The organism is Natronococcus roseus (assembly GCF_043677095.1).
In the GTDB taxonomy this organism is placed as follows: domain Archaea; phylum Halobacteriota; class Halobacteria; order Halobacteriales; family Natrialbaceae; genus Natronococcus; species Natronococcus roseus.
The window spans coordinates 364,589-388,080 of the sequence record NZ_JBHLJR010000004.1; the positions used below are offsets into that span (position 1 = coordinate 364,589).

At 66.8% G+C, this 23,492-nt stretch carries 31 protein-coding genes; 10 read left to right on the forward strand and 21 right to left on the reverse strand.

The window, feature by feature from the left end:
• Positions 1–26: 26 nt before the first annotated feature.
• The 9 genes from ACFEMD_RS12960 to pth2 form a co-directional block, all read right to left on the reverse strand.
• Entirely contained in the window at positions 27–299 is a 273-nt protein-coding gene (locus tag ACFEMD_RS12960) for a KEOPS complex subunit Pcc1 (RefSeq protein WP_394741404.1), read from the reverse strand.
• A 5-nt stretch (positions 300–304) separates the two neighbouring features.
• Entirely contained in the window at positions 305–439 is a 135-nt protein-coding gene (locus tag ACFEMD_RS12965) for a DNA-directed RNA polymerase subunit P (protein ID WP_005553800.1), read from the reverse strand.
• Between the two features lie 20 nt (positions 440–459).
• Positions 460–717, reverse strand: coding sequence for an eL43 family ribosomal protein (locus ACFEMD_RS12970; protein ID WP_005553799.1), 258 nt, complete (start codon positions 715–717; stop codon positions 460–462).
• Between the two features lie 48 nt (positions 718–765).
• Positions 766–972 (reverse strand): hypothetical protein, encoded by a 207-nt coding sequence (locus ACFEMD_RS12975; RefSeq protein WP_394741405.1) that lies wholly within the window; start codon positions 970–972, stop codon positions 766–768.
• A gap of 606 nt (positions 973–1,578) precedes the next feature.
• Positions 1,579–2,313 (reverse strand): DUF2103 domain-containing protein, encoded by a 735-nt coding sequence (locus tag ACFEMD_RS12980; protein ID WP_394741406.1) that lies wholly within the window; start codon positions 2,311–2,313, stop codon positions 1,579–1,581.
• 48 nt (positions 2,314–2,361) lie between these two features.
• Positions 2,362–2,790, reverse strand: coding sequence for a zinc ribbon domain-containing protein (locus ACFEMD_RS12985; RefSeq protein ID WP_394741407.1), 429 nt, complete (start codon positions 2,788–2,790; stop codon positions 2,362–2,364).
• Positions 2,791–2,868: 78 nt separating this feature from the next.
• A complete protein-coding gene (gene truD / locus ACFEMD_RS12990; RefSeq protein ID WP_394741408.1) occupies positions 2,869–4,239 on the reverse strand; it encodes a tRNA pseudouridine(13) synthase TruD in 1,371 nt (456 codons plus the stop codon).
• 366 nt (positions 4,240–4,605) lie between these two features.
• Positions 4,606–5,259 (reverse strand): alpha/beta hydrolase, encoded by a 654-nt coding sequence (locus ACFEMD_RS12995; protein ID WP_394741409.1) that lies wholly within the window; start codon positions 5,257–5,259, stop codon positions 4,606–4,608.
• A gap of 60 nt (positions 5,260–5,319) precedes the next feature.
• Positions 5,320–5,658: a peptidyl-tRNA hydrolase Pth2 gene (gene pth2 / locus ACFEMD_RS13000; RefSeq protein WP_005553789.1), complete on the reverse strand. Its 339-nt coding sequence runs from the start codon at positions 5,656–5,658 to the stop codon at positions 5,320–5,322.
• A gap of 91 nt (positions 5,659–5,749) precedes the next feature.
• On the opposite strand from pth2, the gene ACFEMD_RS13005 reads away from it, so the two are divergent.
• Positions 5,750–6,319, forward strand: a complete 570-nt coding sequence (locus tag ACFEMD_RS13005) for a YIP1 family protein (RefSeq protein WP_394741410.1) — start codon at positions 5,750–5,752, stop codon at positions 6,317–6,319.
• A gap of 53 nt (positions 6,320–6,372) precedes the next feature.
• Entirely contained in the window at positions 6,373–6,975 is a 603-nt protein-coding gene (gene dcd, locus ACFEMD_RS13010; RefSeq protein WP_394741411.1) for a dCTP deaminase, read from the forward strand.
• On the opposite strand, the gene ACFEMD_RS13015 is transcribed toward dcd, so the two are convergent.
• A complete protein-coding gene (locus ACFEMD_RS13015) occupies positions 6,972–7,325 on the reverse strand; it encodes a hypothetical protein (RefSeq protein WP_394741412.1) in 354 nt (117 codons plus the stop codon). The genes dcd and ACFEMD_RS13015 overlap by 4 nt on opposite strands.
• An 80-nt stretch (positions 7,326–7,405) precedes the next feature.
• Between ACFEMD_RS13015 and ACFEMD_RS13020 the strand changes: the two genes are divergently transcribed.
• The 3 genes from ACFEMD_RS13020 to ACFEMD_RS13030 are packed head-to-tail and all read left to right on the forward strand — an operon-like array spanning position 7,406 to position 9,474.
• Entirely contained in the window at positions 7,406–7,831 is a 426-nt protein-coding gene (locus tag ACFEMD_RS13020; RefSeq protein WP_394741413.1) for a universal stress protein, read from the forward strand.
• A gap of 55 nt (positions 7,832–7,886) precedes the next feature.
• Entirely contained in the window at positions 7,887–8,786 is a 900-nt protein-coding gene (locus tag ACFEMD_RS13025; RefSeq protein WP_394741414.1) for a thiamine-phosphate synthase family protein, read from the forward strand.
• 1 nt (position 8,787) lies between these two features.
• Positions 8,788–9,474: a class I SAM-dependent methyltransferase gene (locus ACFEMD_RS13030; protein ID WP_394741415.1), complete on the forward strand. Its 687-nt coding sequence runs from the start codon at positions 8,788–8,790 to the stop codon at positions 9,472–9,474.
• Here the strand turns inward: ACFEMD_RS13030 and ACFEMD_RS13035 are convergent.
• Complete coding sequence (locus ACFEMD_RS13035; RefSeq protein WP_394741416.1) at positions 9,471–9,881, reverse strand: acyl-CoA thioesterase; 411 nt, start codon at positions 9,879–9,881, stop codon at positions 9,471–9,473. The two genes, ACFEMD_RS13030 and ACFEMD_RS13035, sit on opposite strands and share 4 nt — an antisense overlap.
• 80 nt (positions 9,882–9,961) lie before the next feature.
• Positions 9,962–10,726, reverse strand: coding sequence for a DUF7001 family protein (locus tag ACFEMD_RS13040; RefSeq protein WP_394741417.1), 765 nt, complete (start codon positions 10,724–10,726; stop codon positions 9,962–9,964).
• A 91-nt stretch (positions 10,727–10,817) separates the two neighbouring features.
• Between ACFEMD_RS13040 and ACFEMD_RS13045 the strand changes: the two genes are divergently transcribed.
• The gene (locus tag ACFEMD_RS13045) at positions 10,818–11,111 is read left to right on the forward strand and encodes a hypothetical protein (protein WP_394741418.1); all 294 of its coding nucleotides are present in this window, start codon (positions 10,818–10,820) and stop codon (positions 11,109–11,111) included.
• Positions 11,112–11,140: 29 nt separating this feature from the next.
• Here the strand turns inward: ACFEMD_RS13045 and ACFEMD_RS13050 are convergent, their stop codons facing one another.
• From ACFEMD_RS13050 to ACFEMD_RS13060, 3 genes are all read right to left on the reverse strand, one after another.
• Positions 11,141–12,043: an NAD-dependent epimerase/dehydratase family protein gene (locus ACFEMD_RS13050; RefSeq protein ID WP_394741419.1), complete on the reverse strand. Its 903-nt coding sequence runs from the start codon at positions 12,041–12,043 to the stop codon at positions 11,141–11,143.
• Between the two features lie 51 nt (positions 12,044–12,094).
• Complete coding sequence (locus ACFEMD_RS13055; protein ID WP_394741420.1) at positions 12,095–12,286, reverse strand: hypothetical protein; 192 nt, start codon at positions 12,284–12,286, stop codon at positions 12,095–12,097.
• Positions 12,287–12,515: 229 nt separating this feature from the next.
• Positions 12,516–13,445 carry a sulfide-dependent adenosine diphosphate thiazole synthase gene (locus tag ACFEMD_RS13060; RefSeq protein ID WP_394741421.1) on the reverse strand — a complete coding sequence of 310 codons (930 nt, stop codon included), beginning with the start codon at positions 13,443–13,445 and terminating at the stop codon, positions 12,516–12,518.
• A 104-nt stretch (positions 13,446–13,549) separates the two neighbouring features.
• Between ACFEMD_RS13060 and ACFEMD_RS13065 the strand changes: the two genes are divergently transcribed.
• Positions 13,550–13,945 carry an FxLYD domain-containing protein gene (locus ACFEMD_RS13065; protein WP_394741422.1) on the forward strand — a complete coding sequence of 132 codons (396 nt, stop codon included), beginning with the start codon at positions 13,550–13,552 and terminating at the stop codon, positions 13,943–13,945.
• A gap of 84 nt (positions 13,946–14,029) precedes the next feature.
• The gene (locus ACFEMD_RS13070; protein ID WP_394741423.1) at positions 14,030–15,547 is read left to right on the forward strand and encodes a flippase; all 1,518 of its coding nucleotides are present in this window, start codon (positions 14,030–14,032) and stop codon (positions 15,545–15,547) included.
• Here the strand turns inward: ACFEMD_RS13070 and ACFEMD_RS13075 are convergent.
• Positions 15,544–16,995, reverse strand: coding sequence for an MATE family efflux transporter (locus ACFEMD_RS13075; RefSeq protein WP_394741424.1), 1,452 nt, complete (start codon positions 16,993–16,995; stop codon positions 15,544–15,546). The two genes, ACFEMD_RS13070 and ACFEMD_RS13075, sit on opposite strands and share 4 nt — an antisense overlap.
• Positions 16,996–17,303: 308 nt before the next feature.
• On the opposite strand from ACFEMD_RS13075, the gene ACFEMD_RS13080 reads away from it, so the two are divergent.
• Positions 17,304–19,787, forward strand: coding sequence for a DNA topoisomerase I (locus tag ACFEMD_RS13080; RefSeq protein ID WP_394741425.1), 2,484 nt, complete (start codon positions 17,304–17,306; stop codon positions 19,785–19,787).
• A gap of 21 nt (positions 19,788–19,808) precedes the next feature.
• On the opposite strand, the gene ACFEMD_RS13085 is transcribed toward ACFEMD_RS13080, so the two are convergent.
• From ACFEMD_RS13085 to ACFEMD_RS13105, 5 genes are all read right to left on the reverse strand, one after another.
• Positions 19,809–20,309 (reverse strand): hypothetical protein, encoded by a 501-nt coding sequence (locus tag ACFEMD_RS13085; RefSeq protein ID WP_394741426.1) that lies wholly within the window; start codon positions 20,307–20,309, stop codon positions 19,809–19,811.
• Positions 20,310–20,612 carry a ribbon-helix-helix domain-containing protein gene (locus ACFEMD_RS13090; protein WP_394741427.1) on the reverse strand — a complete coding sequence of 101 codons (303 nt, stop codon included), beginning with the start codon at positions 20,610–20,612 and terminating at the stop codon, positions 20,310–20,312.
• Between the two features lie 190 nt (positions 20,613–20,802).
• A complete protein-coding gene (locus ACFEMD_RS13095) occupies positions 20,803–21,498 on the reverse strand; it encodes a TlpA family protein disulfide reductase (protein ID WP_394741428.1) in 696 nt (231 codons plus the stop codon).
• A gap of 117 nt (positions 21,499–21,615) precedes the next feature.
• On the reverse strand, positions 21,616–22,257 hold the full coding sequence (locus ACFEMD_RS13100; RefSeq protein WP_394741429.1) for a TlpA family protein disulfide reductase: 642 nt from the start codon (positions 22,255–22,257) through the stop codon (positions 21,616–21,618).
• Positions 22,258–22,555: 298 nt separating this feature from the next.
• Complete coding sequence (locus ACFEMD_RS13105; RefSeq protein ID WP_394741430.1) at positions 22,556–22,747, reverse strand: hypothetical protein; 192 nt, start codon at positions 22,745–22,747, stop codon at positions 22,556–22,558.
• 29 nt (positions 22,748–22,776) lie between these two features.
• Here ACFEMD_RS13105 and ACFEMD_RS13110 point away from each other — a divergent pair, with 29 nt between their 5' ends.
• A complete protein-coding gene (locus tag ACFEMD_RS13110; RefSeq protein ID WP_394741431.1) occupies positions 22,777–23,451 on the forward strand; it encodes a LysE family translocator in 675 nt (224 codons plus the stop codon).
• Positions 23,452–23,492: the final 41 nt, after the last annotated feature.

Sequence of the window (23,492 nt, forward strand, 5' to 3'; positions counted from 1 at the left end):
AGGGAAAAACGGCCGGCCGACGACTGCTACGTTTCCGAACGCGACCGAACTTGGTCGCCGACGTCGGCGGTTCGCTCGGCGACGTCGACCAGCGAGAACCAGGTGTTCAGCGCCGCGCGAAGCGCGACCGGATCCGCGGCCTCGATCTCGAGCGAGACGATTGCCCCCTCGCTGTCGATCGTCGTCTGCGACCGGTCGTCGTCGATCTCGCCGACCTCGAGGGCGACCGATTCGGCGACGAGGCGGGCTCGAGCCGGCTCGTCGTACTCGAACTCGAGGGTCGCGCCGTGGGCGGCCACGGACGCTACCGAACGCTGACTTCCTTGACGTCGCGGCTGCGCTCCTTCAGGAGGACGCGGTGGCCGCAGTAGGGACACCGAACGCCGCCGTACTCGTCGAGCTGAACGTCGCGTTTACAGCGGGAACACTTGTAGCTCATGCGTAGAGAGTGAGAAACCGTTATTCGTCTTCGGCCAGCGCGGCTCGAATCGAGCGCTGGACGGTGCGACCTGCGGGAGTCTCCGGCCGGTAGGCGCCGCCGGTGAAGACCTCGCCGGTCTCGTCGTTCTTCCAGATGCCGGTACCGACGCGGGTGACGCTGTCACCGTCGACCTCGGCGTTTTCCATGTCGTCTTCGATCTCGCTGACGCGGCGTCGAGCGACGCGACCGTAGCGTGCGCCAAAACGGCCCGCGCTGCCGACTTCTTGGTTACCCATAGTACCGCTATCTATCGGTACTGGATTCTTAAACCTGTTGAGTTGCGACTACTCGTCCGCGGCACGCTCGGCCACGGGTCCGGCGAGCAGCTCCCGGAAGACGAGCGCGAGCGCGGCGACCGGGCCGGCCGGGGCCAGCGGTGCGGCGAGCAGCCCGGTCCCGAGTCCCGTCACCGCGATCGTCGTCTGGAGGGCGAGGCCGCTCACCGAGAGCAGTGGGATCGCAGCCAGGATCGCGTCGGGTCGCTCGAGCATGGCTAATTATATCTAATTACACCCGGTCGGATAAGGGACCGACAACCAGCAGCACCTGTCGCTTTTCCGGAGCGACGAAAACGATCGCTTCCGACCGGTCCGTTACGTAGCGAATGCATACCGAACAGCCCTTGCCTGTGTAACTCAGTTAATCAAAAAGATAAATTCTGTGAAAATCTAGCTCTATTATCAACGTTTACTACTAATATGTCCTATGCCAAGTGTAGACAAACTATTTCATCCCGAAGCCAATGGATCAGACGTTCAGTGAGAGAATCGATGAAAGACATCCCGCAGCCATCACACGGTTCGTACTCAGTCGGCGATCGAGTGCGGATAGACATCGGTTCTAACGATCCTGACTCTCGGTATCACGTCGAAGTTTGTGAGATTGTCGACGTTTTCACCGACGATCTTGGTTTGGAAACCAGCCAAACCACAGATGCATACTGGTACACTGTCCGAGACGTGGAAACGGACAACGAACTTTTACTTTCATTTCGTCACTACGATTTGGTTCCGGTCGAGGATATTCAGTAGCTCTCCTGTACGTCCCACGAGTCTCACGCAGTGTGCTGGGTACGGAACCCGTGCACCGATCTACCGTTACTGGAACTCCGAGTCGGCGAGCACGTCGTTGAGGTCGTCCCGGATCCGCTCGCCGAGTTCCCGGTTGGGCGCCGTCGTGACGACCCGATTCTCTTGGACGCTCGAGCCGTCCCGGATGAGCATGCGGACGTTGCCGCCGTCGTCGGCGCGAGTGACTTTCGCCCGGAGTCCGGACTGCGAGCCCTTCCCGCCCGCGTCGATCGGGCCCGGAATCACCTTCTTGACGTGGGGGTGGCCCGCGACGGTCTGGATCGCGCGCATTCCGGTGCGACCGCCGATCAGCGTCGAGTGGCTGCCGCCGATCTTCTCGGCCGGCGGGGTCTCGACGACCTCGAGGGCGCGATTGCCTCGGCGCTCGAGGGTCGCCGCCACGGGGTCGTCGGCGTCGCCGTCGACGCGATAGAAAGGGTAGTGGACCTCGCGTCGAACGGCACGGATCACCTCCCGGTTCCCGCTGGCGTACACCTCCTCGGGACGTTTGCGGCGGATGTCGTCGGCGAGCAGCCCCGCGAAGTTCCGCAGTTCGACGACCCCGTTCTCGCCTTCCTCGGGCGTGGTGGTGACCGTCGTCTCCGCGATGACGGGATCGTCGGCGTCCTCGCCGGCCAGCATCGTCAGCGTCGCCCGCTCGCGGGTCGCCTCGAGCACGATCGCCTCGGTGTTCTCGGCCCGGCAGACCAGACAGAAGTCGCCGGGTTTCTCGAGAGCCGAGCCGCAGTGGCGACACTCCATAGTAGCGATTCGGGAGAGCGGTGTAAAACGCCCCTGTTTTTCGTTCGCTTACGCCGAGCCCATCTCGTCGGCGAGTTTCGTTCCGCAGGCCCGGCAGTACCGCGACCCCTCGAGGACGACGGCCTCGCAGTTCGGACACGCGAGCCCGGAGCCGTCGACGGACGCGGTCTCGACGTCGGTGCCACAGGAGGGGCAGTACGCGGCGTCCTCCGAGACGTCGGTCCCACAGGAGGGACAGCGCGAGTGCCCTTCCCAGAGCACCTGCCGACGTGATCGAGAGATGTAGTTGTACGCGCCCCAGAGGACGTTTCCGATCCCCATCGTCCACCAGATCGTCAGGATCGCGACGAGGATGTGGGAGGCGACGGAGCCGAACTCCCGGTCGACCATCACGACCCTGTCTCGACCCTCGTCCTCGATTTTCCACCCCTGTGCCACGAGGTCGTCGATCTCCCGCTGCAGGCGTTCGCTTCGCATGCTCGAGGTAGGGCTCGAGCGAGCAAAAGGCTATCAGCCGAAAGCGGGGCCGGTTTCCGGCGATGCCCTCGAGGCGAGTCAGCCCAGGTCGACGGGGTCGACCTTCAGGTACTCCCGCGCGACGACCGTCGCGTACGACCCCTTCGGCAGCGCAAAGGAGAGCGTTAGCGGGTCGCGCTCGAGTCCCAGCTCCGTTCGCACCAGGATCGCCCGACGGGTCCCCGTCGAGTGGAACTCCCCCGGCAGATCGAAGTCGCGGGGCTCGAGCCCTAGCTCCTCGAGGACGTCGCGTTCGATCTCGCCTTGCTCGCCGTCGGCCAGTTCGGAGTCGGTGCCAACCAGCGGCGCGGTGACGAACGCCCGCCCGCGCTCGCAGTGGCGGGTGACGGAGTCGACCCGGCGCTCGTCGACGCGCTGCAGACGATCGGTGTCGGGTAGCTCGAGGCCTTCCGGAGCGTCCGCGTCCGAGAAGCAGACGACGTCGCCCGCGACGGGTCGGTCGAATGGGAGCCCGCGCTCGAGCCGTTCGCTCAGCATCCGGTTGAAGGCGTACGACTGGGCCGCGTGGACGAACAGCCGCTGGAGGTTCGAGGGGACGCGCTCGAGGGCCGCCCGGAACTCCTCGGGACCGGGCTCGCCCTCGAACTCGGCCAGCGCGTGACACATCGAGCGCTCGTAGCGCAGGCGGTTGGGGATGCGCTCGAGGGCCGCCTGCCAGTCTCTGGTCTCCTCGACGAACGCCCGTGCCTCCTGGGTTCCCTCGGGCTCCGCGTCGGTCGGATTCCCCAGGTAGGCCATCACGGCCCCCTCCCAGTTTCCGCGAGCGATCTCGAGACCCACCCTGTGGGTGACGGGGCGTCGGCTGCCGAAGCGCTGCTGGCCGAAGAAGTTGGGGACGCCGATCGGCGTCGCGTCGCTCCCGTCGTCCGCGTTCGCGTTCCGCCCGCCCTCGAGCCCGCCGAACTCGCACAGCTCGTCGGTGATCGCCTCGGCGTTTGCCGGACGCTCCGGGTCGCCGACGACGACCTCGAAGGCGTTGCCCGCCAGATCGCCGAACTCGAGGTTTCGCCCCGCTCGGCCGAGCACCTCGAGGTCGGCGCCGTCGACGTCGGGAAGGTCCGCGGGCTCGGCGCCGTAGACCGAGAACAGCTGGGTGGTCACGGCGTACTTGTCCTTCGTACCGGCCCAGTTCACGCGCTCGCGGGAGATCCCCAGCGCGTCCGAAATGCGGGAGGCGAAGTCGTTCGTGTCCCACCCCCGAAGCGTCGCCCGGAAGACGAGGTGTGGGTAGGCGTCGGTCGAGGCCTCGAGGGGCTCGGTGTCGAAGCGCTCGAGTTCGCGAACTCGGAACTGGTCGTCCGCGGCGCGGAGGCGGCCGCCGACGCCGTCGGCGTCGCTGACGTAGCAGTCGATTCCGACGGCCTGCTCTGTGGGGTGGGCTGGGCGCATGCTCGTTGCCGGCGGTTCGGTCGCCGCGGGTAAATCGGTTCGTTCTCGACGACGTCTCTGCCCGGGTGGCGACACCGGTGTCGCGTCGGTTCTCGAACCGAGGAAAGAAACGATGGCGATGAACGGCTAGATCGAAACCGACCACTCGTGTCCGCAGTCGGGACACTCGAACTCCGCTACCACGTCGTCGTCACTACGGCTCTTTTGGACCAGTTCGCCGAGGCCATCGTCGCATACCGGACATCGAGCGTTCATCACCACCTGGGGCTACCGAACGGGCAGTGTTCAATCCGATTCCCCGTTATTTTGGATCCGTGCGGCGAGCGATGACCGATCTGACAGTAAAGTACGGCCGAACCGGTTCGGTCAGTCGGTGACGTTCCCGACGAGTTCCCGCACGTACTCGAGTTCATCCTCGAGCACCGTGTGGCCGACCCCCTCATAGATCCGTTTCTCGACGTCGGCCTCGAGCTCCTCGAAGGTCCGCGCGGTCTCCTCGACGCGCTCGACGGGGATGTGGGGGTCCTGATCGCCGCAGCCGACGAACACCGGAGTGCCGGCCATCGAGCCCTCGTACGCCCGCGGCGTCCCCTCGGGGCCGATCAGCCCGCCGCTGAGCGCGACGACACCGCCGTAGCGGTCGGCGTTCCGTGCGGCGTACTCGGTCGCGAGACAGCCGCCCTGCGAGAACCCGAGCAGCACCGTCCGTTCGAGGGGCACGCTCCCGTCGCCGTCGTCGGTCGTCACCTCCTCGAGAACGTCGCCGAGCAGCCCGAGCGCCGATTCGAGGTGGGGCTGGTTCGACTCGAGGTCGGCGAGGAACGAGTTCGGGTACCAGGTTCCCCGCGCCGCCTGTGGCGCGAGGTAGGCGACGTCGTCGCGCCCGATCTCGTCGGCGAGGCCGAGCATGCCTCGCGCCCGGGCGCCGCGGCCGTGGACGAGGATCATCGCCGCCGAGGCATCAGCGAGGTTGGCGCCGGCCCGCTCGATCGACTGTCCGCCGTGTGGGTCGTTGCTCATACTCGATCGAGGGCCGCCAGCCGAAAAGGCGTTTCCGAGCCGGCGAAGCGGACGCGCGAACTAGAACAGCGAGAGCTCGCCCGTGACGCGGTCGACGACGTCCTCGTCACCCGGCCCGACCGCCAGCGCGGTGACGGTGCCCGACTCGAGCTGGGTGTGGCCCGCGTCGCGGATCACGGCGCTGGGCAGGCCGCGACTCTCCGCGATTTCGGAGAGCTCGTGGAGCTGCCGCTCGCTCTCGCCCTTGAGGACGACCTTCTTCTGCCCCCCTGACTTCCACTGATCGCGGGTTCGCTTGTCGGCTTTCTCGTAGGCCGACAGCGAGGCGTGGGCGACCTGCGCGGCGAGCTTTCCCTGTCCCATGCCGATGTCGGTGCGGGCGACGATAGCCTGTTTCATGCTCGAGCGAACGGGGTCGATCCCTATAGCCGCGGCGAAACCGCCGAGCCGGCCCGAACCCTTTTTGTTTCGCTACTCTGACGGTCGAACCGTGACGCGAACGTCGACGCCGCTTGCCGATCCCGACGGTTACTTCGCTCGAGCGGACGCCTTCTCGCTGCGGCGAGCTGCGGGGCTCGTCCTCGCGTACTGGCTCGGCTCGCTCGCCGTCGATCTCGGCTGGTGGTTCGCCGGCGACCTCGCCGGCGATCCCGTGACCGTGCTCTCGGCGCTTCAACACCTCGAGGCGACGCTGCTGTACTGGGTCGTGCCGACGGTCGTCCTCTACGGGCTGGTCCTCGCGGTCGGCGCCGAGGGCGAACCGGCCGAGACGCTCTCGCTTGCGGCCTGGGGGCTCGTTCCCCTGCTGGTCGGGCTGATTACCTTCAACCTCGCGCTCGCCGCGCTCGCGACCCTCGGGGTCGGTTCCGGCGCGGTTCCGTCGGACCCCGACGTCTGGCTGTTTGTTCCCCTCGCGCTCCTGGCCTGCGGCTGGGCCGCTTTCGTCTGGCGCAGCGGGCTCGCGGTTGGCTTCGGTCTCGAGCGTTCGACCGCCACCGCGACCGCGCTGCTGGCGGGCGGGGTCTGTGCGGCGCTGCTCGTTCTCCCCGTCCTCGGCTGACAGCGTCGGCCCAAACCCGAACCGTTTACATCCGAGGGTTCGACTCGTCGCGTATGATCCTCTCCGACGCCGATATTCTGAAGCGCCTCGAGGACGGCGACCTCGTCGTCGACCCGCTCGACGATCCCGAGTTGCAGATCCAGCCCGCCAGCGTCGACCTGCGGCTGGGCCGGGAGTTCCTCGAGTTCCAGCGAACGAACATCTCCTGTATCCACCCCGACGCCGAACACGAGGTCGACGAGTACGTCACCGAGACGGTCGTCGACGACGGCGACGACTTCATCCTCCATCCCGGCGACTTCGTGCTAGGGACGACCCACGAGCGCGTCGAGATCCCCGCCGACCTGATCGCTCACGTCGAGGGTCGCTCCTCTTTGGGACGTCTTGCCGTGGTAGTTCATGCCACAGCGGGCCTTTGCGACCCCGGGTACCGCGGCCAGATCACCCTCGAGCTGTCGAACCTCGGCACCGCGCCCGTCGCGCTCACCCCCGGGATGCGGATCTCACAGCTCACCTTCACCGAGCTCAAAACGGCGGCGGAGCGACCCTACGGCAGCGAGCGGGGCTCGAAGTACCAGGACCAGGCCGGCCCGCAGGCCTCGCGCATTCAGAGCGACGACGAGTTCGGCGGCGACCAGCTCGAGCGAGAGGACTAGACTCGATCAGAGACCAGCACCGCGAGGACGATCCCGACGGCCGCGCCCGCGGCGACCGACGAGCTAAGGTCGAAGTGTAGCAGGGACGCCGACAGCGCGGTGCCGATCACGAAGCCGATGCTGAACCCGGCGAACCCCCCGGTCAGCCGGCGCTGGCGGGGCGGGGTCGACTCGGCGAGCCCGGTCGCGACGCTGGCGACCGCGACGGCCCCGGCCAGCGCGCCGACGGGAAGGCCGACGAGCAGTCCCACGCCGATCAGCTCGCGAGCGAGCTCGCCGACGGCGACGCTGACGATGAAAAACGTCGCGACGCCGGAGCCGATCACGAGCCCGATGGATTGGTCGCTCATCAGCAGAGGGTTTCGTCGAGAGCGGGATAAATCGTCCGCGACGGCGGCGGCGATTTGTACGTTCGGCAGCTACGAGACTCATGGGAGAGAGTGTCCTCGTCCCCGTCGACCGATCGGCGCGATCCGACCGCGCCCTCGAGTACGCCATCGAATCGTTTCCGGACGCGGAACTCATCGCGTTGCACGTAATTAACCCCTCGAGCTACTGGTACGGCGACACGGACGGCTACATCTACAACGACGAGATCGAGACGTGGCTCCGCGGTCAGGGGAGGACGGTGCTCGAGGAGGCACGGGAGACGGCCGCGGAGTACGACCGCGAGGTCCGAACGGAGCTGAAGCTGGGGTCGCCAGCGCGGACGATCACCGAGTACGCGACCGCCCACGACGTCGACCACATCGTCCTCGGCAGCCACGGCCGGGACGGCGTCAGTCGGATCCTCCTCGGCAGCGTGGCGGAAACCGTCGCCCGACGCGCACCGGTTCCCGTGACGATCATCCGCTAGCTCCCCTGCGGGACCCAGAAGTTATTTCCGCGGCGTGCGTCTGCTCATCTACGAAATGCAATTCGTCGAAGAGATCGTCGTCGACGAGTTCCTGCCGACCTTCCGCTCGCTGCTGGCCGGCGAGCTCCGGGAGCGGGGGCTCACGCAGAGTGAAGTCGCGGCGGTGCTCGGCATCAGCCAGAGCGCCGTCTCGAAGTACGCCCACGGGGACGTGACTGTCAACGACCGCATCGCCGACGACGAGCGCGTCACCGCCCTCGTTGACGAGCTCGGCGAGGGGCTCGCCAGCGGCGATATGGCGCCGGTGCAGGCGCTGATCGAGACCGAGGTGTTGATCCGCGAACTCGAGAGCGGGAGCGACCTGCTCGCCCAGCTCCACGAGGAGGCCGTCCCCGAGCTGGCCGACCACGGCACGAGCTTTCGAATCCACGACCCCAAGAGCGAGCTTCGGACCAGCGAGCGGGTGCTATCCTCGCTGCGGCGCGGGCTGCGGCTCCTCGAGAACGCCAGCGGGTTCGCGACCCTGATCCCCGCGGTCGGCTCGAACCTCGTCGCCTGTACGCCCGACGCCGAGGACGTCGACGACGTCGCCGGCGTCCCGGGCCGGATCTTCGACGTGAAGGGGCGGACGACGGTGCCCACGAGCCCCGAGTTCGGCGTCTCCGAGCACGTCGCGACGGTGTTGCTCTCGGCGCGTCGCCACGGCGCCGACGCCTCGGCAGCGATCAACGTCGCCTACGATTCCGACGTCCTCGAGGAGCTCGCCGACCAGGGCCACGTCACCGCCGAGTTCGACGAATCGGGGGACGTCGACGAGAGCGTCGGCGCGGCCATCGACGAGCAGCCCGACGCGACGGTGCTCTACCAGACCGGCGGGATGGGAATCGAACCGCTAATCTACGTGCTCGGCCCCGACGCGGAGTCGGTCGCCGACAGTATCCGAGCGCTCCTCTAACATGTCGGCGAGCACGAGCGGCGAGACCGCACAAGAGTTCTACGGCCGCTGGGCGCGCCTCTACGACCTGATCGCGCGTCGAACGCCCGGCATCCCCGCGCTACGCCGACGGGCGGCGGCCGCCTGTCGGCTCGAGCGCGGCGACACCGTCGTCGAGATGGGGTGTGGGACGGGCGCGAACCTCCCCTATCTGCGCGAGCAGGTGGGTCCCGAAGGAACCGTCGTCGGGATCGACTTCACGGGACCGATCCTCGAGCGGGCGCGCGAGCTGACGGCCGAGTACGACAACGTCCACGTCGCCCGCGGCGACGCGACCCAACCGCCCGTCGACGAGGACGTCGACGCCGTCCTCGCAACGTTCGTCGTCGGCATGCTCGAGGACCCCGCGGGGGCCGTCGACGACTGGTGTGACCTCGTCGGCCCCGGGGGCCACGTCGTGCTCGCCAACGCCGCCCGAAGCGACGAGTGGTACGCCCCGCCCGTCAACGCCGTCTTCCGGGCGATCGTCGTCCTCTCGACGCCGCCGACGATGAAGCTGCGCTACGAGGACGCCCCGCACCTGCGACTCGACGCGAAGATCGACGCGGCCCACGCGCGGCTCCGGGAGCGCTCGCGAGCGGTCGCCGACGAGAGCCACGTCTTCGGGGTCGTCCGGCTGACGGGCGGACGGATCGGCGACGGCGCTTAGGTTGACGCCTGGAGTCCCTCGTACTCGCGGATCCGTTCGCGGACGTCCTCGTCGATCGGCGTCGGTTTCCCGGTCTCGCCGTCGGTGTGGACCATCACGGTCTCGGCGGTCGCCGCGACCTCGCCGTCGACCCGGATCTCGTAGGCCATCGTACAGCTCGTCTCGCCGAGGTCGGTCACCCACAGGGCGACGACGGGCTCGTCGCCGTACTCGATCGGTCGTCGGTAGGAGAGCTCGAGGTTCGCGATCACAAACGACAGCTCCCGCAGGCGCTGGTCCAGCACTTCTTCGATGTAGTCGATCCGGACCGACTCGAGGTAGCTCGCGTAGACGGCGTGGTTGACGTGGTTCAGCGGGTCGAGATCGCGAAACCGGACCGGGACCTCCCTGATAAACTTCTCACTCATTGTGCGTTTTCCAGGACGGTCGGACAAAAGTAGGCTCCGGTTCCGGTCCTGACCGTCAATCGGCGGAGCCGTCGCCCCGACTACGCATCGTATCGCCGGGCATGCTCGGGACAGAACTCGGGCTCGCGGAGCTGTGCCGCGATCAGGTCCTCGTGGTAGTGAGCGTTGAACAGCCGACACCCCTCGCGGCCACAGAAGGCCTCGCCGGTCTCGAGGACGTGGTACGCCTGCAGGACGTATCCCTTCAGTGCGTCGGTCGTCCGGGGGTCGTTCTCGATCAGAAAATCGCCCTCGACGCGGTTCTCGAGAACCTCTCGAGGCGGGACGTCGCCCGACAGCAGCGAGTGACGCTGCTTTTCCTTGTAGTAGTCTTCGGGCTTGGCGGGCGCCTCGTAGAGCCCCGGCACTGACACCAGCGCCGGCTGGCCGAGGGCGCTCACGCGCTTGTGCCAGCGCCCGTCGTGGGCGCCCCAGGTGCCGATCGCCCGATCGAGGAGAGCGACGTGTAGCGTCTCGAGTCCGCGCTCCTCGGCCGGCAGCGCGCTGTTCAGCGCCCGCTGAACCTGCCGGCCGTCGTAGAGCACGCCGCCCTCGCGCTCGGGGTGCTCGAGGGCGCGTTCCTCGTAGCGGATGGTTCCCAGCATGGTGTTCCCGGTCTCGCGGTCGTACGGCGAGGGGACCCGCGCCTCGGCGAACCGCTCGGCGAGGTCCTCGTCGCGGTGAACGTCGAGGAACCGATCCCGGACCGAGACCGACGCCTCGACGCGAGGCTCGAGCCAGTCAGCGATCTCGGCCGCGTCGGCGACCGTCGTCGGCGCCCGATAACACAGGATCTGCTCGACCATGTATTACCTAGTCGTACCACGGGGTGAATCAATTACGGTCTCGCGGTCGCCGACCGATTTATGCCGTCGCCATTCGTTCAGTTCTGTATATATGTTTCCGCCACCGTTTTCGAACGAGTCAATTCTCACCGACGAGGTGAGCCCGCTTATGCGAGCGTATCACGACGCGGTCGTCTACGACGAGGCCGACGCCGAGGACCCCCTCTACGAAGGACCGCTGGTCGTCCACGCCAACGGCTGGCTCGAACTCGAGGGCAACCGCTTGCTCTCGCCGAGCGCGGTCCACCACGTCGATATCTACGACGACGAGCGACCGCCCGCTGAGAACGACGACCGCGACGCGGGCGACGACGAGCGGCGAACCGGACGGTTCGGCTTCCGGTAGCCGTCTCGAGCGCTCGGACTGACGTCGACTCAGCCGTGGAGAAACACCGGCTCGTCGGGTGCCTCTTCCTCCGCGTCTCGCCAGGTGTGCTCGGGCTCCCAGCCGAGTTCCTCGCGGGCTTTCGCCGTCGTAAACGCCGCCTCCTCGCCCTCGAGTGTACAGTCCTCGGGCAGATCGCCGTAGACGGCCTCGATCGTCTCCGCGGTCGGTCGACCGAGGTAGTTCTCCGCCGCGACGGCGAGGTACGCTTCGTGGCCCTCGATATCGGCCGTGAGCGCGGCCTCGACCAGCGAGACCAGATCACGGATGTCGACGTACGACCAGAAGTTACCGCTTCCCTGGTCCCCGGGTTCGACCGTTTCGGGGTCGAACGCCTCCCTCACGCGAGCCAGTTGCTGGCTGCCGGGATAGCTCACCCACGCGGGGCGCAGCGAGGTCACCGGAACGTCGAACGCCCGAACCGTGCGCCTGGCGATCACCTCACCGACGAGCTTGGAGGTGCCGTAGGGGTCCTCGGGGCGCTGCGGGTGGGCCTCGTCGATCGGCAGATAGTCGGGCAGGGAGGGAGTCGCCGCAAAGGGCATCCCGTAGGTGCTCTCGCTCGAGGTCCAGACCACGTCCGCGTTCGCCCGTCCGGCGGCCTCGAGGACGTGGTAGGTGCTCAGGACGTTCGTCTCGAAGGTCTCGCCGCCCGCGCGGATCCCCATCGCGGGGACTCCGGCGCAGTGGACGACGGCGTCGGGATCGGGATCGCGGATCAGCTCCCTGGCGACGCCCTGGTCGGTCAGATCCCCCGCGAGAAACGTGGCGTTCTCGCGCTCCCCGGGCGGGCGCTCGAGGTCGACGCCGAGCACCTCGTGGCCCGCGCTCGCGAGGCCCTCGACGATCCAGCTCCCGATCCCGCCGGTTGCACCGGTGACGACGAGTTTCATGCCCGAAGGCTGCGGTGGGCCGACGAAAACAGTGTGGGTTTCGGCGATCGATCACTCGAGGTCGTCCGTCAGATCCTCGAAATCGGGGCTTCCGGTTGCGCCGAGGATCCACCAGCTACAGAGAGTAACCACGAGCATGCCCGCTCCGAACAGAGTGGAACTACCGAACCCCACAATGAACGGCAGGAGCATCGCGGCGAGACCGAGCAGAATACCGACGGTGGCGACGACTATAGTAGCCACTGAAAGTCAGTGCGCACCCGATCGCACGACGGCTGTGTGATCGGTGTGCAAACAGTTTCAGTTGTTACTATAGCCCGACGATCCGTTTGAAAAATCGGTGCAGCTCGCGTCGCAGGGCGATCCGGACGGCGGTCACGTCGTCGCGGTCGTCTTCCATACGACGGCCGACGGCCGGACTTCATATCAATTCAGTGATTGTCGCTACCCGCGGTGGGAGTCGACCGCGACGTCAGTCGTCCGCTGGTGCGGCGCGCGACGTGATGTCGACGGGGTCGGCGTCGACCTCGAGTTCGTCGAGTGCTTCCTGGGCGGCGCGTTTGCCCGAGACGAGCATGGCGCCGAAGGTTGGCCCCATACGCGGAAGGCCGTAGGTCGTCGCGGTTGCCATTCCGGTTGCGATCAGCCCGTCGTGGACGAGCCCGGTGTGTTCGACGACGGCGTCCTCGCTCTTGCCGACCCACATCGAGTCGTGGCCGGGCGAGTCGTGGCCGGGCGCGCCGTAGCTGTCGTCGCCGGTCTGGTCCATTCCCGTCGCGTTTGCCTCGGCGTCGCCGATACCCGGCGCGTCGAGGACGCCCCGTTCGTCGAGTTTCTTGACGGCCATCGCGTCGTGGCCCGTCGCGTCGATGACGAGGTCGGCCTCGACGGCGATCGGGTCGACGCAGGTGATCTCGCGGGGCAGGGCGTGGACGGGCGTCCAGTTCATCACGATCCCCGAGACCTTGTGGTCCTCGCGGATGACGATGTCGGTGAACTCGGTCATGTTCTGCATCTTCGCGCCCGCGTCGCAGGCGGCCTTGATCAGCCCCGAACAGGCCTCCGGGCCGTTCGCGACGTACAGTCCCTCGCTGTCCTCCGATTGCTTGTAAGAGACCTCGAGCTCCTCGAGGATGTTCTGTGCGGGGTCGCGGACGGTAACCTTGTTCATCAGGAAGCCGCCGAGCCAGAACCCGCCGCCGAGGTAGTTGTTCTTCTCGACGACCATCGTCTTCACGCCTCGTTCGGAGAGCTCCTTGGCCGCGGTCAGCCCCGAGGGGCCGCCGCCGACGATGATGACGTCCGAGTCCGAGAAGTCCATGAACTCCTCGGTCCACTCCTGGCCGATTGCCCGTGTTACGTCCGCTTCGCCGACGTCGCTGAACTGATCGAACTCGCTCATACAACTAGGTGGTAACAGCGGGTAGTGAAAAGTGTGTCGCGACGCGTCGGATCGCTGACCCGAATCCGTACCCTCAAGACCCGCGGCTGCAAACGACCGACTCGATGCACCGCCGCGCGTTCCTGGCCGTCGCCGCCTCGCTGTCGGTGTCGGTGTCGGGCTGTCTCGAGTACTTCACCGAGGACGCAGAGGAGATCACCGAACCCGCCGACGTGGAGATCGTCTGGGACGACCTCGTGCGCGACGATCCCGGTACCGAGGACGAACGCGTCTATGTCTGGGGCGTCGTCAGGAACGCGGGCGAGCGAACGCTGTCGTACGTCGAGATCCGAGTGACGTTCTTCGACGAGGACGGCGAGGAGCTCGAGAGCGTCATCGAGAACGTCGAGGAGGACGTCGCCGAGGGCGAGGAGTGGCCGTTCGACGCGGAGTTTCCTCACTTCGGCGAGGAGGCCGCCGCGGTCGACAGCTACGAGCTCGAGCCGGCGACGGGTGTCTGACGTGTCCGAGCCGATCCCGGGAGCGAACCGACGACCGCACGCGACGCCGACGGGACGTCGCGACCACCGACAACCCACGTTGCCATGACCGACCAGGACGAAGGCGTCACCACGCTCGCCAGACAGGGGAGTATCACGTTCGCCGGGAACGTGATCAACGGCGCGCTGGGGTTTGCGATCGTCATGCTGATGACGCGGTTCGTCAGCCCCTCGGTCTACGGGCTGTTCGTGCTAGCGACGTCGGTCATCCTCTTCATGCAGGTCTTTGCCAACCTCGGGCTCCCCCTCGCCATCGACTACTTCGTTCCCCAGTACCTCGACGACGACGAGTACGGGAAGGCCAAGGGCGTGATCGTCCAGGTGACCGCGACGGTGCTCGTAACGTCGTCGCTGGTCGCGCTCGCGCTCGCACTCAGCGCCGCCGCCTTCGCCGAGTTCTTCGAGGAGCCGGCGCTGCGGGTCGGACTCCTGCTCCTCTCGGTGACGATCCCAATGCTGGCGATCTACAACGTCCTGCTGACCTCCTACTACAGCATCAAGAAGCTCCAGTACCGGGTGATCATGCGGGATCTGGTTCGTCCGATCGTTCGGTTTATCGCCACCGCCGGGCTGTTGCTCGCGGGGTTCGGGCTGCTCGGGCTCGTCGCCGGCTACATCGTCGGGCTGTTCGTCGCGATTACGGTCGGCGCCGCCGTCTTCACCTACAAGGCCTGGGACCTGCTCTCGCGGGAGCTCGAGCTGGTCGCCCCCGGCCCGCTGGTGAAGTACTCGGTCCCGTTAGCGATGACCAGCGTCGTCTTCGTCCTGATGGGCCACGTCGACTACTTCGTGCTCGGCTTCTTCCTCGACTCCGACGACGTCGGGATCTACCGCGTCGGCTACATGCTCGGCTCGGGGCTGATGATCATCTTCAACTCGCTGTCGCCCGTGTTCAAACCCCTGATCGCCGAGAGCCGAGACGATATCGACCTCGTCGAACAGCGGTTCCGAATTATGGCCCGCTGGATCGCGGGCATCACGCTGCCGATCGCCATCTTCCTCTCGCTCGGCGCGAGTTCCTTCCTCGCGGTGCTGTACACGCCCCAGTACGCCGAGGCGACGGCCGTCGTCGCCCTCCTGGCCGCCGCCTTCCTGTTCAACGTCACATTCGGCGGCCCCGACGGCTCGCTGCTGCAGGGGCTCGGTTACTCCAGGTTCGTCTTCGCTAACACCCTCGTCCTCTTCGGCGTCAACCTCCTCGTCTCGTTCACGCTCGTCCCGTTTCTCGGGATGGAGGGTGCCGCGATCGGCTCGGCGACCGCGCTCTTTCTCGTCGGCGGACTGACGCTCGCAGAGATCTACTACCTCGACGGGATTCACCCGTTCACCAGGGACTTCGCCAAGATCGTCGGCAGCGGCGTCCCCGCCACCGTCGCCGGCGCACCGGTCGTTTACTTCCTCGAGTCGGATCTCCTGACCGTCGTCGTCCTGCCGATCGTCGTGGTCGGAACCTACGCGGGGACGCTCGTCCTCACGGACGCCTTCACCGACGACGACGCCCGCATGGCCGCCGAGTTCAGCCCAACGCTGCGAAAGTGGCTCCCTGTCGGCGGCTCGAGCTAGGAATCGAGCACCTCGCCTTCGTCGGCAGCGCTCGAGCCAACCTGAGTCTCTCGATGCTCGCCCGCCTCGTCGATGACGCCCTCGGTCCAGGTGCCGAGCCGGAACCAGAGTACGGCGACGACGAACGAGGCGACCATCCCGAACGAGAACGCCCACCAGATGCCCGCGACGCCGAGATCGATCGCGGCGACCGTCGGAATCGTCACGCCGACGAACGGGACCGTCACGGCCGTGAAGGCCAACACCAGCGCGACCGGAACCCGGAATATCCACCGCGAGAGGAACGAAAGCACCATCGCCTCACGGGTGTTGCCGGCGCCCCGGAACGCCCCCTGGAGGACCATCACGCCGGCGAACAGCGCCCAGAACGGCGCCATGATCCGGAGGAAGAGAACACCCTCGGCGATCACGTCGGGGTCGGCGACGAAGATCCGCATCGCCTGGGCGGGGAAGGCGACGAGGATGGCGGCGACCGCGAAGATCAGGAGCATCGTCCCCGCGGTCGCAATCCGGGCGACCGCGGCGGCCCGATCCGGCGTACCCGCCCCGAGGTTCTGCCCGACCCCGGTCGCGGTCGCGTTGCCGACCGCGCCGGCGACGGCCCACGTCACCGACATGAATCGGACGCCGATTCCGTACGCTGCGGTCGGCGCGGCCCCGAAGCGGGCGACGAAGCCGGCCATCGCGACCGACGCGAAGCTGCGCGCCCAGCCGTCGATCGTCGCCGGGTAGCCGATGTCGATCAGCTGGCGCTGGATTGCGAGGTCGGGAGTCAGGTCGCCGAGCCGGAGCCGAACGCCGAACCGCCCGTCGAGCAGGATGGCGATCCCGACGACGGTGGCGAACGCGCGGGCGATAAACGTCGCGACGGCCGCACCTCGAGTTCCCATCTCGGGAAACGGTCCCCAGCCGAGGATGAAGAACGGATCGAGGACGACGTTGAGCCCCGCCGAGATCATCACGAGCCACATCGCCGTCTTCGTGTCGCCGGCTCCCTGGAGCGACGACCGGAACGCGAAAAAGAGGAACGTAAGCGGGAGTGCGAGGAAGATGACCTCGATGTAGGCGAGCGCCTCGACGAACACCTGATCGCGGGCGCCGATCAGGGTAAGCAGGGGTCGCCGGAAGTAGAGACCGACCGCTGCGAGCGCCGTCGAGACGGCGACCGCGAGCAGGATCGTCTGGGCGACGACCCGGTCGGCCATCCGGTCCTCGTCGGCGCCGACGTACTGGGAGACCAGTGCGATCGTCGCGGCGGTCAGTCCCATCGCCGTCGAGACGAACATCCACGACAGCGGAAACATCAGCGAGACGGCAGCGACCGCCTCGCTGCTCACGCGACCCACCCAGAACATATCAGCCAGGTTGTAAAACGTCTGCAGGAGGTTGCCGAGTACGAGCGGCCAGGCTAGGTGGAGCAGCTTCGGCGGGATCGCCCCCGTCGTCATATCGACGCGTTTCCGCTCGGATTCCGGCTCTGCCACGGCGCTTTCGGTGCCTTCTCGCTCCCGAGCCGAAAAGGGCTCGACTCCCCGGATCGGTTGCCGACTCTCGAGTGTCCCGAGTCGCGCTCGCCGCGGCCGACCCGACCGCACGGACCTCACGCACGCGCGAGCGCAGACGCCCGCGTAACGCACGCACACCCGCGCTGTCTGTCGTTTTTGCCGAAAGCGTTATCAGAGACTCAGTCGTACCGAGCGACCATGACGACGACTCGTTTCCCGGACCTCCCGCTCGAGCCGCGAGGTGATCGGCGGTGGAGCTGATCATCACCGAGAAGGACAACGCCGCGCGACGGATCGCCGACATCCTGAGCGGCGGGACGTACGACTCGAGCCGCGAGAACGGCGTCAACGTCTACGAGTGGGGCGGCAAGCGCTGCGTGGGGCTGTCGGGCCACGTCGTCGGCGTCGACTTCCCCGCGGAGTACTCCGACTGGCGCGACGTCGAGCCGGTCGAGCTCATCGACGCGAGTATCGAGAAGACGGCGACGAAGGAGAACATCGTCGCCACGCTGCGGATCCTCTCCCGCCGGGCCGAACGGGTCGCGATCGCGACCGACTACGACCGCGAGGGCGAACTCATCGGGAAGGAAGCCTACGACATCGTCCGCGAGGTCGACGAGGACGTCCCCATCCGTCGAGTGCGGTTTTCCTCGATCACCGAAAACGAGGTCCAGAACGCCTTCAACGAGCCCGACGAGCTGGACTTCGACCTCGCCGCGGCGGGCGAGGCCCGCCAGATCATCGACCTGATCTGGGGCGCCGCGCTCACCCGATTCCTCTCGCTGTCGGCGGGCCAGCTCGGCAACGACTTCATCTCGGTGGGCCGTGTCCAGTCGCCCACCCTCAAGCTGATCGTCGACCGCGAGCGCGAGATCCAGGCGTTCGATCCCGAGACGTACTGGGAGCTCTTTGCCGACCTCCAAAAATCGGAAACGACGTTCGAAGCGCAGTACTTCTACCGCGACGAGGACGGCAACGAGGCCGAGCGCGTCTGGGCGGAGGCCCGCGCCGACGAGGTCTACGAGACCCTGTCGGGTCACGACGCCGCGACGGTCGTCGACGTCAACCGCCGCACCCGGACCGACGCCCCGCCCGCGCCGTTCAACACGACCCAGTTCATCCGCGCGGCCAGCGCGATCGGCTACTCGGCCAAGCGCGCGATGTCGATCGCCGAGGATCTGTACACGGCGGGCTACATCACCTACCCTCGAACGGACAACACCGTCTACCCCGACGATCTCGATCCCGAGGAACTGCTCGAGGAGTTCGTCGGCCACTCGACGCTTGGCGATTCGGCCGACTCGCTGCTCGAGGCCGACGAGATCCAACCCACCGAAGGCGACGAGGAGACGACCGACCACCCGCCGATCCACCCGACGGGCGAGATTCCAAGCCGCGGCGGGGACGTCTCCGACGACGAGTGGGAGATCTACGAGCTGGTCGTGCGCCGGTTCTACGCGACCGTCGCCGACCCAGCCGAGTGGGAACACCTCAAGGTCGTCGCCGAGGTCGACGACGCCCGGCTAAAGGCGAACGGCAAGCGCCTCGTCGAGCCGGGCTACCACGACGTCTACCCGTACTTCAACACGACGGAGAACTACGTCCCCGACGTCGAGACCGGCGAGGAGCTTTCGATCGAGTCCGTCGAGCTCGAGGAGAAGGAGACCCAGCCGCCCCGCCGGTACGGGCAGTCGCGGCTGATCGAGACCATGGAGGATCTGGGGCTGGGAACAAAAAGTACACGACACAACACTATTGAAAAATTATACGACCGGGGCTACATCGAGAGCGATCCGCCCCGCCCGACCAAGCTGGCGATGGCGGTCGTCGACGCCGCCGAGAACTACGCCGACCGCGTCGTCAGCGAGGGGATGACCGCCCAGCTCGAGGAAGACATGGACGCCATCGCCTCCGGCGAGGCCGAACTCGAGGATGTGACCGACGAATCCCGGGAGATGCTCGAGGAGATCTTCGCGAACCTCGCGGACTCGCGCGAGGAGATCGGCGACCACCTCCGGAAGTCGCTGAAAGACGACAAGCGCCTCGGCCCCTGTCCGGAGTGTGGCGAGGACCTGCTCGTCCGTCAGAGCCGTCACGGCTCGTACTTCATCGGCTGCGACGGCTACCCCGACTGCGAGAACACGCTGCCCCTGCCCTCGACGGGCAAGCCGCTGATCATGGACGGCGAGTGCGAGGAACACGGGCTCAACGAGGTGAAGATGCTCGCCGGCCGCCAGACGTTCGTCCACGGCTGTCCGCTGTGTAAGGCCGACGAGGCGGGCGAGGGCGAGATCCTGGGGATCTGTCCCGACTGCGGCGACGAGCACGACGGGGAACTCGTCATCAAGACCCTCCAGAGCGGCTCCCGGCTGGTAGGCTGTACCCGATACCCCGATTGTGAGTACTCGCTGCCGCTACCCCGCCGTGGCGAGATCGAGGTCACCGACGAGCACTGCGAGGAACACGAGCTTCCCGAGCTCGTCGTCCACAGCGGCGACGAACCCTGGGAGCTCGGCTGTCCGATCTGTAACTACCAGGAGTTCCAGGCCCGCGAGGCCGACAGCGGCTCGGATCTCGAGAGCCTCGACGGCGTCGGCGCAAAGACCGTCGAGAAGCTCGTCGACGCGGGCATCGAGAGCCTCGAGGATCTGAGCGACGCGGATCCCGACGCGGTCGCCGACGACGTCGACGGCGTCAGCGCGGATCGGGTCCGAAGCTGGCAGGCGAAGGCGTAGCGTCGGTACGCGCTCCGGGATTCAATCTCGGAAGCGAGCAAGAAACTGCCGGACGTACGAATTGTTGCGCCAACTTCGCTCGTCCACCATCTCCGAAAGCGCTGCTCGTGCGTCCTCGGCCGAAAGGACGTCCCGCAGAACGAGTGCTTCGATCATCTTGGGCGTCGTGAGAAGCCGGGAACCCCATAAGAGTGCGTGCACCGTCGAGAGTTCACCGTACTCGTCACACAGGAATATCTCGGCGTTCACCTCGTTCGCGAGCGCGATAGCCGCCGTTTCACCCTCGTCGAGCGGATACTCCGGCTGCTCACTCGGTTGCCGAATATGCTCTTCGGCCAGGTGATCAAGCACCCGCGTTGCTGCCTCCGCATGCGCATCGTCGTGGGCAGCGATCTCCCCGAGTTCCTCGACGACTGCGGGCGGAACCTGAACGTCGTACTCCGTGAAGAGGAGCCGAATCGGACGCTCGTTGCTCGCAATTGCGAGGCTGACGAGAGCGGACGTATCTGCGACGACGACCATCTATAGGTTCGCAACGTCTTCCGCGAGCTCGTCGTCCTCGAGTTGCTCCTTAAGCAGCCGAAGGTTCTCGGCTTCTTTCGGTCCGAGAACCGCCTTCATTTCGTCGTACTGAATGGTTCCGTCGTAGTACGCGTTAGCGATATCACGCTTTACGTCGTCGCTCTCCGATGATTCACGCAGATACGAACGAAGCGCTTCGATGATCACGTCCGTTCGGTCGCGGTCCGCTGCCGTCGCCAGGATATCCGCCTGTTCGATCAACTGTTCGGGCGCGCGGAACTGGACTCGTTTGCTCGAACTCACGTGTGTACATTCGTACACACAGAACTTAGCTATTGTGCCAGCTGGACCGCTATCGCGATCTACCCGTCTTGAGGACGGCGACCGCGTCGAGAGGGCAGATTTCACTATCGGTCTTCCCCCTAAGACGGAACTTTCGACAGTCGCCAGGTCGGTCACAAAGCCGTCCAGGAACGGTGGCGACTCGAGACGGTCAGTCAGACCCCTCGGGGTCGTCTTCGGCTGTCTCCGCTTCGTCGTCCGTACCGTCGCTCTCGTTTGCAGCGTCGCCGTCCGACGACTCGTTTCCGTTCGACTCCTCGTCGTTCTCGTCGGCCGTCGCCTCGAGAACGTTCTCGACCGCCGACGCGATCTCGCTTCCGTCGGTAGTTCCCGTCTCGCGCCAGTGTTCCTCTCCGTCGGGGTCGATGACGATCGTCACGGGGTAGCCGACGGCCGCGTACTCCTGCATCGGTCTCGAGGCGTCGTAGCTCACGTAGCCGTTCCCGCCGTGGGTTTCCCACCACTCGCGGAGTTCCTCGGGCGGAAACTGGTCCTCGGAGTCGTACGTCAAGGAGAGAAACCGGACATCGTCGCCGTGGTCGGCCTCGAGCTCGGCCCTGGCGTCGGCGAGCCGTCCGGCCTGGACCTGGCAGTTGCCACAGCCGTTGACGAAGAACATGAGGACCATGACGTCCTCGGAGGGGACAGTCAGTGTCCCGGCCTCGCTTCCGCGGGCCTCGATCGTCTCGACCTCGATCGGCCACTCCTCGTCCTCGTCCCCGTCGTCCTCGGTCTCGCCGTCTGCCTCGCCGTCGCCAACCGACGGTGGGCCGTAGCGTACGATCGACCCTGCGCCCGCGAGCATGCCGAGGCTACCGATCCCGGCGACGAGGTCGCGCCGTCTCATCGGTCGCTCACCCCTCGAGGGTGAGAGGACGGGACGGCGCCGTCAGCGGGCCGACCGACGGGAGGGCAGTTCATGGCCCCACGTAGGGAGCGAACGGAAAAGGATCCTCCGGTTCGGTTACGTTTCCGACTCGTTCGAGTCGTCGGGCGCGTCCTCCGGGTCCGGAGCGTCGGGTTCGGCCTCGAGGGCGCGCTCGATCCCTCGTCTCATGTTGCTGGCGCCGGTGCCGCCCGTGTCCCGCCAATGAGCCTCGCCGTCGGCGTCGAGAGCCAGCACTGTCGGGAACCCGTCGACCTCGTAGTAGTCGTTGATCGTCCCGCCTTCGTCGATCCCGACCGTCCACTCGCCGCCGTGTTCGACCCACCAGTCGGCCAGTTCCTCCTCTGTGGGATCCGGGCCGGAGCGGGGGTCGACCATCGAGACGAACCGAACGTCGCCGTCCGGACCGACGTCGTACCGGGACTCGAGATCAGCCCTTGCATCGCCGATCGTCTCGATCAGCCCCTCGCTCGTCGGACACAGCGTCCGCGTCGGGTTGAGGAACGTGACCTGTCCCTCGCCCGGGACGGTCGTCGTCCCGGCCTGGCTGCCGGGTGCGTCGACCGTTCGTAGCTCGAACGGCGGCGATTCGGGCTCGTCGCCGTTGTCGTCATCATCGCTGCCGTCGGAGTCGGAATCGTCCTCCGTGTCGTCCTCGAGACAGCCCGCGACCGCGCTCGCCCCGGCGACCGCGAGCAGCGTTCGGCGTCTCAGTCCCATCGTACCCTCGCCGTCCCCGAACGTCGGCTCCGGAGCGTACCCGCCGACGGACGGTCGCGGAGTCGATTCATACCTGCAGTGTCGGGCGTCGACGGCAAAGAGTTACCTGCCGTCCGACATAGCCGCGAGGCGGTCACGACGCAGCGAACGATAATCACCAGTAGGAATAAGACCACTCGTGTGAACGTTCAGTCGAACGCCGACTCGGGAGCCACCGTCTCGAGTGGGTACCGAGCCAAATCCATGATTCACGACCGCGCGACACGTTCGATGCCTCGCTCGAGACGGTTGCAGGCCTCTAACTGGGGTGAGCGATGACCCGCGACGCCGCCGACTCGACGTCCTCGGGAACGCTTCCAGACTGTCCCGTCTGCGGGCAGTCGATCGTGACGGTCACGCTGACCGGGCCGACCGAGGGTGTGGCCTCGCCCTGTGGCTGCCAGTTCGTTCCCGGCAGCCTCGAGTAGCCGCCGAACGCGTCGTTTTTCACGATCGGCGACGGAGAGGAGACCGAACACCGTGCCAGTCGCCACCGCGCTCGCCGGCGTCCTCTTCGGCATCGCACTCGCCGCGCCGCCGGGACCGATGAACGCGATCATCGCCGAGGAGAGCGTCGTCCGCGGCTGGTCGGCCGGCTTCCGGGCGGGACTCGGCGCGATGCTCGCCGACGTGCTCTTCTTCGTGCTCACGCTGGCCGGCGTCGTGGCCGTGATCGATCGCTACCCGCTCGTTCGTCCCGTGCTCTACCTGCTCGGCGGACTGCTCATGTGTTATTTCGCCGTCGGCGCGATCCGGGAGGCGCGGGCCGCGACCTCCTTTACCGACGGGGGCCACGCGACGTCGACCGGGTTTCGCAAGACGTTCGCGCTGTCGCTGACCAACCCCTACCAGATCGGGTTCTGGCTCACCGCCGGCGTCGGCCTGCTCCGGCCGGGGTCGCTGGACGTCCTCGCACACGTCCCGGCCGTCGGCGCCGCCCTCGAGGGAGCGCTCGTCGTCGACACCGGCTCGCCCGCGCTACTGGCCGGCTTCTTCGGGGGAATCGCGGTCTGGATCGTCCTCTACCCCGCGGGGCTGGTGTCGGCCGGTCGACGGGTCGACGCGCTAGCGCCGATCGTCGCCGCCGGCAGCGCGCTCGTGCTGGCGGGCTTCGGCGTCGTCTTCCTCGCGGTCGGGGCGACGGGACTCGTCTGACGAGGCCGGACGCGTCGCTCGAGCCGTTGTATGGAAAAGCG

Excerpts from the sequence above, each read along its gene's own strand:
- ACFEMD_RS12995 (WP_394741409.1), bottom strand. The coding sequence starts at position 5,259 with ATGAGCAACGACCCACACGGCGGACAGTCGATCGAGCGGGCCGGCGCC.
- ACFEMD_RS13060 (WP_394741421.1), bottom strand. The coding sequence starts at position 13,445 with ATGAGCGAGTTCGATCAGTTCAGCGACGTCGGCGAAGCGGACGTAACA.
- ACFEMD_RS13030 (WP_394741415.1), top strand. The coding sequence starts at position 8,788 with ATGTCGGCGAGCACGAGCGGCGAGACCGCACAAGAGTTCTACGGCCGC.
- dcd (WP_394741411.1), top strand. The coding sequence starts at position 6,373 with ATGATCCTCTCCGACGCCGATATTCTGAAGCGCCTCGAGGACGGCGAC.
- ACFEMD_RS13015 (WP_394741412.1), bottom strand. The coding sequence starts at position 7,325 with ATGAGCGACCAATCCATCGGGCTCGTGATCGGCTCCGGCGTCGCGACG.
- ACFEMD_RS13065 (WP_394741422.1), top strand. The coding sequence starts at position 13,550 with ATGCACCGCCGCGCGTTCCTGGCCGTCGCCGCCTCGCTGTCGGTGTCG.
- ACFEMD_RS12965 (WP_005553800.1), bottom strand. The coding sequence starts at position 439 with ATGAGCTACAAGTGTTCCCGCTGTAAACGCGACGTTCAGCTCGACGAG.
- ACFEMD_RS12970 (WP_005553799.1), bottom strand. The coding sequence starts at position 717 with ATGGGTAACCAAGAAGTCGGCAGCGCGGGCCGTTTTGGCGCACGCTAC.
- ACFEMD_RS13100 (WP_394741429.1), bottom strand. The coding sequence starts at position 22,257 with ATGGGACTGAGACGCCGAACGCTGCTCGCGGTCGCCGGGGCGAGCGCG.
- ACFEMD_RS12985 (WP_394741407.1), bottom strand. The coding sequence starts at position 2,790 with ATGCGAAGCGAACGCCTGCAGCGGGAGATCGACGACCTCGTGGCACAG.
- ACFEMD_RS13095 (WP_394741428.1), bottom strand. The coding sequence starts at position 21,498 with ATGAGACGGCGCGACCTCGTCGCCGGGATCGGTAGCCTCGGCATGCTC.
- pth2 (WP_005553789.1), bottom strand. The coding sequence starts at position 5,658 with ATGAAACAGGCTATCGTCGCCCGCACCGACATCGGCATGGGACAGGGA.
- ACFEMD_RS13050 (WP_394741419.1), bottom strand. The coding sequence starts at position 12,043 with ATGAAACTCGTCGTCACCGGTGCAACCGGCGGGATCGGGAGCTGGATC.
- ACFEMD_RS12975 (WP_394741405.1), bottom strand. The coding sequence starts at position 972 with ATGCTCGAGCGACCCGACGCGATCCTGGCTGCGATCCCACTGCTCTCG.
- ACFEMD_RS13040 (WP_394741417.1), bottom strand. The coding sequence starts at position 10,726 with ATGGTCGAGCAGATCCTGTGTTATCGGGCGCCGACGACGGTCGCCGAC.
- ACFEMD_RS13020 (WP_394741413.1), top strand. The coding sequence starts at position 7,406 with ATGGGAGAGAGTGTCCTCGTCCCCGTCGACCGATCGGCGCGATCCGAC.
- ACFEMD_RS13045 (WP_394741418.1), top strand. The coding sequence starts at position 10,818 with ATGTTTCCGCCACCGTTTTCGAACGAGTCAATTCTCACCGACGAGGTG.
- ACFEMD_RS13025 (WP_394741414.1), top strand. The coding sequence starts at position 7,887 with ATGCAATTCGTCGAAGAGATCGTCGTCGACGAGTTCCTGCCGACCTTC.
- ACFEMD_RS13085 (WP_394741426.1), bottom strand. The coding sequence starts at position 20,309 with ATGGTCGTCGTCGCAGATACGTCCGCTCTCGTCAGCCTCGCAATTGCG.
- ACFEMD_RS13075 (WP_394741424.1), bottom strand. The coding sequence starts at position 16,995 with ATGACGACGGGGGCGATCCCGCCGAAGCTGCTCCACCTAGCCTGGCCG.
- ACFEMD_RS12980 (WP_394741406.1), bottom strand. The coding sequence starts at position 2,313 with ATGGAGTGTCGCCACTGCGGCTCGGCTCTCGAGAAACCCGGCGACTTC.
- ACFEMD_RS13070 (WP_394741423.1), top strand. The coding sequence starts at position 14,030 with ATGACCGACCAGGACGAAGGCGTCACCACGCTCGCCAGACAGGGGAGT.
- ACFEMD_RS13035 (WP_394741416.1), bottom strand. The coding sequence starts at position 9,881 with ATGAGTGAGAAGTTTATCAGGGAGGTCCCGGTCCGGTTTCGCGATCTC.
- truD (WP_394741408.1), bottom strand. The coding sequence starts at position 4,239 with ATGCGCCCAGCCCACCCCACAGAGCAGGCCGTCGGAATCGACTGCTAC.